Annotated in this window: 6 protein-coding genes and 2 pseudogenes; 5 read left to right on the top strand and 3 right to left on the bottom strand. The window is 41.7% G+C overall.

What is annotated here, in order from left to right; translation table 11 throughout:
* From V7K76_RS17925 to V7K76_RS17910, 4 genes and pseudogenes are all read left to right on the top strand, one after another.
* Positions 1-270: pseudogene (locus V7K76_RS17925) on the top strand (hypothetical protein); the annotation flags it as partial.
* Positions 271-486: 216 nt separating this feature from the next.
* A complete protein-coding gene (locus tag V7K76_RS17920) occupies positions 487-1,533 on the top strand; it encodes a hypothetical protein (protein WP_335029910.1) in 1,047 nt (348 codons plus the stop codon).
* A gap of 2 nt (positions 1,534-1,535) precedes the next feature.
* On the top strand, positions 1,536-2,303 hold the full coding sequence (locus V7K76_RS17915; RefSeq protein WP_335029909.1) for a hypothetical protein: 768 nt from the start codon (positions 1,536-1,538) through the stop codon (positions 2,301-2,303).
* Positions 2,304-2,614: 311 nt separating this feature from the next.
* Complete coding sequence (locus V7K76_RS17910; RefSeq protein WP_334953355.1) at positions 2,615-2,944, top strand: hypothetical protein; 330 nt, start codon at positions 2,615-2,617, stop codon at positions 2,942-2,944.
* 475 nt (positions 2,945-3,419) lie between these two features.
* Here the strand turns inward: V7K76_RS17910 and V7K76_RS17905 are convergent, their stop codons facing one another.
* Positions 3,420-3,590 carry a hypothetical protein gene (locus V7K76_RS17905; RefSeq protein WP_334953357.1) on the bottom strand — a complete coding sequence of 57 codons (171 nt, stop codon included), beginning with the start codon at positions 3,588-3,590 and terminating at the stop codon, positions 3,420-3,422.
* Between the two features lie 224 nt (positions 3,591-3,814).
* Positions 3,815-3,952: pseudogene (locus tag V7K76_RS17900) on the bottom strand (IS5/IS1182 family transposase); the annotation flags it as partial.
* Between V7K76_RS17900 and V7K76_RS17895 the strand changes: the two are divergent.
* A complete protein-coding gene (locus V7K76_RS17895) occupies positions 3,906-4,547 on the top strand; it encodes a DUF4058 family protein (RefSeq protein ID WP_335029911.1) in 642 nt (213 codons plus the stop codon). The pseudogene V7K76_RS17900 and the gene V7K76_RS17895 sit on opposite strands and share 47 nt — an antisense overlap.
* Here the strand turns inward: V7K76_RS17895 and V7K76_RS17890 are convergent.
* Positions 4,539-5,816 carry a glycosyltransferase gene (locus V7K76_RS17890; protein WP_334779629.1) on the bottom strand — a complete coding sequence of 426 codons (1,278 nt, stop codon included), beginning with the start codon at positions 5,814-5,816 and terminating at the stop codon, positions 4,539-4,541. The genes V7K76_RS17895 and V7K76_RS17890 overlap by 9 nt on opposite strands.
* Between the last annotated feature and the right edge of the window lie 184 nt (positions 5,817-6,000).

Genomic DNA, 6,000 nt, shown 5'->3' with positions numbered 1-6,000 from the left:
ACTACCTCTTCTCACAATCCCGAAAAATGGGCGCAAGACATTCGCCGCAATATTTCCGGCACTCACACAATTGAGCATTTGAGAGCCGATGCCAGTCGTTCAAGAGTTCAAAAAACTTACAAAATTACACTCAACGACGTAAAACCAGAAGGTTACGGCAGTATCGCTTACTGCCTATTCGCTGGAGATGACAAAGCCTCTATCGAATTAGAGGAAAGCGAGATTGCAATTGGCTTGGATTTCGGAACATCCACAGGAAAATGGGGATAAAAAGTTCATTGCCCTGCTTATAGCGGCAATATCGCTTACACTTCCAGAGCAAACGCTAAAACTCGTTAGTTCTATGGTTAGTGTCTTGGGTGAAGTTTCGGACGCGATTGATACTGACATCCCCGATCCAATAAGCTTCGACTAATTTCTAATTCAAAAGCCCGCCAGAGCTAAACCTGTGCGGGCTTTTTACAAACTTAAACGAGAATTAATCCCATGCTATCAAAAATTACTAAGAATCTAGCAGACCCGCTAAAAGTTCTATTTTATGAGTTATGCCAAGAAGAAAATACAGAAAGCCTAACAGAGAAAACCGCCATACTACAACAATTCCAACATACTCTAGAACATTTAGACAACGAGCTAGAAAACAAGATCCACAAAAATATAGCTAGCTCAATCTTTACTGGCTTTAGCGTATGTTTGGCAATTTCCGGGGCAAGTCTTCTCACAAGCCCACTTGTTATTGCGGTTGTACTTGCCGCAAGCGTAGGGAGTGCGGCTACCATCATTGGTGGAACCATAAACGACCATAGCGAAATCACTAAATCACTACCTAAACTTAAGGTGTATTCACTGGCTCTAGGCTCATCTCCGGCTAAAAATTGGGCTAAGTTATGGCAGCTATCCGGCGATCGCCTGTTCTGCGATGCTCTGGTGAGTGCCTCTAAGGGGGAAATAGCGGAAGGTAAGTTGATTAGACGGGACAGAAAACCCGTATTTGACTATGCTGTAGACTATTGCGCCGAAAGGTTGGGAATTACACGCGCTGAATTGATGGACAGAGCATCAGCCTTAACCGTTGCCACCGCTCCAACTAAGCTACAGAATCAAACACCTACTATATCTACTGCGCCAAAAGTACTGCTAGTGCAGGATTCGGCGACAACAGTATTACAAACTCAGTCCAGCCAAACGAGTTTAGACACGCTAGAAGAAGCAGCGATATCTATTATTGATAACCTGGTGTTGTCGGCTGATAAACAAACACTCGGCGGTTGCGTAATTATTGCCGCACCTGGTGCAGGTAAGACAACGTTTTTAGGTACTGCTTGGGGTAGACTTAAGACCCACCACGGTAATAGACTTCAATCTCTAGCCGTAGTTGTTAAAAAGTCTGATTTAGCATTCTTTAAAAGTTTTGCTACAACCGCACTTTGCATTAAAGATAATCCAGTTAACGCCGTAGTAGAAATAATAAAATTCATTGATGCGGGAATGAAAGAGGGGAAGATAACCAGACTCTTTCTTGAGACTTCTTAACAATGAACGTAATGCTGGAGAACGCACTTAAAGGCATTTATTTAGAACCAAACTCGTACTATATTAGTGAAAAAAAAGAGTTGGGGTTCGTGCCCTTAGCTGGGCATCTACAAGCGAGTTTAAATGAAGCTTGGCTAGTTGGACGCGAGTATAACCTTTGCTTGTGGGTTAGCTCCCATTCTCCTAACTTAGATGCTTTACCATTCTGCGGAAGTAGGGATTCTAGAAGTGTTGGTGACATCATCTTTCTTGCTAAAAACAGCAAGCGCGAATTCTTAGAGTTAGCATTAAATAACGCCCACCTGATCAGCAATTCTAACAAGCGCCAAGAATTGAAACAGCAACTAGATCAACTAGACGCTGGTGATTCTCCTATCGTTCTCTCCAACAATTCAAATTGGACTCTTGGCGTAGTTCCAGAATTTATCCGAGACGAATACAAAGGCTACAGAAGCCAGTGTTTAGAATCAGCCGATTCTATTAAGGATGCTGTAGCAGACGATAACATCCAAGACAACACCAGACAACAGCTAGAGTCATTCTTTAAACTTCCATCTGCTTATACTCCGGCACTATCTAAAGTAGCCGCTACCATTCTAGATATTATCAGAAATGGGAACCCGCCAGTAAAGCTAGAGACTATTAGAAAGTCGCGCAAGTGGGGAGACAAAACACCACCTATGGCAGAAATTAAAAGCGGTATAGATGAGCTAATTCAAAAAGAATTAATTGATGGTGAAAGCGAGAATGGGTTTACTGTTCTAGGCTAACCCCTAGACCGGAGCGGAACACGGAACAGGCTAGAGAAGCGACCGGAACACGACCGGAACAACGCAATATCAATGTTCCTAGCGTTCCGTTCCGGTGTTCCGGTGTTCCGTTCCGGTTGTGTTCCGTTCCATGTTCCGGCTGTGTTCCTGAACTTTTAGACATAGCTTAAATAGCAAAAATGCACCCATACTAGTGTTAGTAGTACGGGTGCATTATAATAATATTAAGTATTAGAGTTTTGGATACACTACTGGAGTATAACATGGAAAACAATAGATTAGACAATAGACTTAGAAAGGTTAAGACCTTCGTGTATAGGAATGTTCGTAAGAGAATATACGGCGAACTTTCTGAAAAAGAAAAGGCGAAAGTTCTACAAGATGCCTTAGACTGGGAAGAAAGAATGTTTACTAAAGATGGTTGTAAGGAATGCGATCGCTTTGATGACTTCATGCCAAGATTTAATCAGTGCGATACTTTTGAATACAAGGCTATAATCACAAACGGTGTAGGTGGTAGATTTGGCGGTATTCAGGTTATTGGAACTATCACGAACAAGGTTAAATTACGAAACTTCCTTGAGAATCAGCCGGATAAATTACCAACTTTTAGACCATCAGACTGGTGGTTCCCGGAATAATCTTGTGGGGAGATTTAAACTAACTCCCTCTTCAATTTGCCTAAGTTTACGCCGTCAAGTGGTTGATTTTGGAGTAAAAATTTTTAAAAAATTTTTGGGCGAACGCCTATATAAAGACCGCCACCCTTTCTGCTGGAAACTTGCATAAAAATGCTATAATTAGCGTAGTAAGCAAGCACTTCAAACAACAAACATAAGCCCGTCTTCTTAACTACAAATAGATAGAAGACGGGCTTATGTTTTTGAGTAAATATGAGGCTGGGAAGAGACACAGATGAGCCATCTACGCCGAAATAGAGATACGTCAATCTCTGGACTCCCCCCCTACCTACGCCCTAGCCTAGACTCAAGTGATTGATTGACTTTGAACGACACGCAGGACATTTTAAAACCTGCTTTGACTTCGTTCTGTCTAATCCTTCTTTCTTAAAGTCAGAGCCTTGATAGCCACAGCGAACGCATTGGAGTAGTGGTTTTATGCCGCTAGTGCTTTGGCTTGGTGTGGTGGTGGTGTTTTCGGTTGTAGATTGGGCTGCAACTTTTTTTCTTGTTCTAGCCTGTCTTGTTCAACCAGTGACTCAAGCAGCGATCGCAAAAATTCCCCACCACCTCGTTCTAGTACCCACGCTCTTACAACTGCGTTCACTAGAACTCTTGCATAAATATTTTGTGGTATGATATTGGGTTATTTTAATTTGAGATTTGGCAATTAGAATAGGAAGAATTTATCAATTTTTTCGATTAGCTATTATCAAGCGATGCCTACGGCGGGCTGCGCCTACGCTAATTTTAAAAAATTAGCAGCAAATCTAGTTTCAGTGATTGATAAAATCCTGAAACTATTTGATAATTTTATTTTTTAATCTGACTTTATAGAGCTAATTCGTAATTATAAATTCCGGCAATTAAATTCGACCTTAAACCAAAACGTCGGTGACGATTTCGATATCTATCAGACAAGATTTTAAAGATTTTTAGACGACGATTTACGTGTTCAACAGCAATTCTTAATGGTATTCCTGATTTAGCGATTTTATCAGCAAAACAAAAGGAACAACAATCCAATAGTAATAAAACAGCAATAGCAACTTTACCCACTGACACAGAAAATAAATCTATTACTGTAACATTACCATTACCTTTAGAAATAAAAGAAGGATATTTAGAAATTAGAGAAGTTTCTACTGGTAAAGTAATAACAGTAATTGAAGTGCTTTCTCCCACCAATAAACGCACAAAATCAGGAAGAAAATCCTATTTAGAGAAAAGAGAAAAAATATTACAAAGTGATACTAATTTAGTAGAAATTGACTTGATTAGAAATGGCGATAAAATGCCAATTATGACAAATATTCCTGACATAGACTATCGGATTTTAGTTGTCAGGTCTGATTGCTTACCCTCGGCTCAATTATTTGCTTTTACAGTGAGAGAAGCTATCCCTAATTTTACTATTCCTTTAGAACAGCAAGAACAGGAAATAAAATTAAATTTACAGAATCTATTATTAGAGATATATGAGCAAGCCGGATTTGATTTGACCTTGGATTATAATCAACCTCCTGTACCAGAGTTGTTGGTAAAAGATAGAGAATTACGATGAAACTACAACTTTTCCTAGCTGTTTTTCGATGGCATCACACGCTACAGCAATACCATCTTCGGCTCGTATGATTTGTCCAATTTCCGCCGCTTTTGCTGCATAAGTCGGATTCTCTAGCAACTCACTCAACTCCTTTACAACTCGTGAAGCGGAGTATTGTTCGCGGGAAATTGTGCGAGACGTTCCTAATCGTTGAACTCTTGCTGCGTTGTCCGGTTGATCATGGCTGTACGGCATAATTAAGGTCGGGCGACCTGCCTGTAATGCTTGAGCCGTAGTACCAATGCCACCTTGATGCACGATCGCACGGGCATGAGGAAATATCTGAGAATACGGCGCATAGTTGATTACCAAAACATTATCTGGAAGATTTTCTAGTGTTGGATTATTACCCATGAGCAAAACAGCTCGGCAATTCAGTTGTTGGACGGCTCGAAGGCTTTCTTGGTAGAAGGTTCCAGCATTCATCACAGCAGCAGAGCCAAGCGTGAAGACGATCGGAGGTTCACCCGCTTCTAAAAACTGCCTCAACTCTGGAGCTAGTTCTGCGCCACCTTGCGTCCCATCGTAGAGAGTGAAGCCTGCGACTACGGTGTTTGCCGCCCAGTCCGGCTGAGGTTGCCCTAAAACTGAAGAAAATAAGGCAATGACTAGATAAGGTGAAAATCGATTCTCAAGAAAAGGATTGTAGTTAATGGGTGATAAATCAAGTTCTCGTCGCAGTTGTCGAATTGGCTCTGCCCAGGAGTTACTCACAAGCTTTGCAAAATTGAGAACGCCTCGATTTACAATCGGTCCCAGTTTGCATAACTTCGCTAAAGCTGGAAACGGAGCTAAAACGGGGGGATCGTAGATTGAAAAAAACGATAGGGGAACCATTGCGCTTGAAGCCCATCGCATTCCGAGCTTTTCTGCCACGAGCAAAGTTGCGATTACCCCTTCGCCCGAAAAGATAAAATCTGCACCTTTGGCAACGTTAAGCAAGTCGGTATACATTTCGCGCAAGTGCGGATTCGCCCATTGACGCACCATGTATTCTTGTCCAGTTTTCAAATCCATCATTCGCGCCATTTCTTGTGGGTCGTTCATCGCTGTGAAATTTGGACGCATGGAATGAAACTCAAACCCCAAGGCTTGTAGCTTTGATTGATACACTTCATGCGTGACAAATACGACATCATGACCTCGCTGCCGCAACTCTAGCGCGATCGCGATCATGGGGTGAAGATCCCCCAAGGTTCCTACTGTCGTCACAGTAATTCGACTCATTCTTTTGCATCTTGCTCCGTAGCATTTGCTTTATGCTACCGCTTTGAGTGGACAGAAGCACAAAAAGCTCAAGATAGAGCCAGAAGACAGGCATTTTATGAGCGTTTTTGGGCGATTTTTGAGTGTTTAAAACCAGAAATACTAGACAAATATTATGGCTGTAGGACTTACGCATTGACACGAA

Source organism: Nostoc sp., assembly GCF_036917975.1.
Classification (GTDB): Bacteria; Cyanobacteriota; Cyanobacteriia; order Cyanobacteriales; family Nostocaceae; genus Nostoc.
Note: the sequence above shows the minus strand (reverse complement) of the source record. Positions and strands in the feature narration are given on the sequence as shown.

Bases quoted from the DNA above. Each gene is read 5' to 3' on its own strand.
- V7K76_RS17920 (WP_335029910.1), top strand. From the start codon at position 487: ATGCTATCAAAAATTACTAAGAATCTAGCAGACCCGCTAAAAGTTCTA.
- V7K76_RS17915 (WP_335029909.1), top strand. From the start codon at position 1,536: ATGAACGTAATGCTGGAGAACGCACTTAAAGGCATTTATTTAGAACCA.
- V7K76_RS17890 (WP_334779629.1), bottom strand. From the start codon at position 5,816: ATGAGTCGAATTACTGTGACGACAGTAGGAACCTTGGGGGATCTTCAC.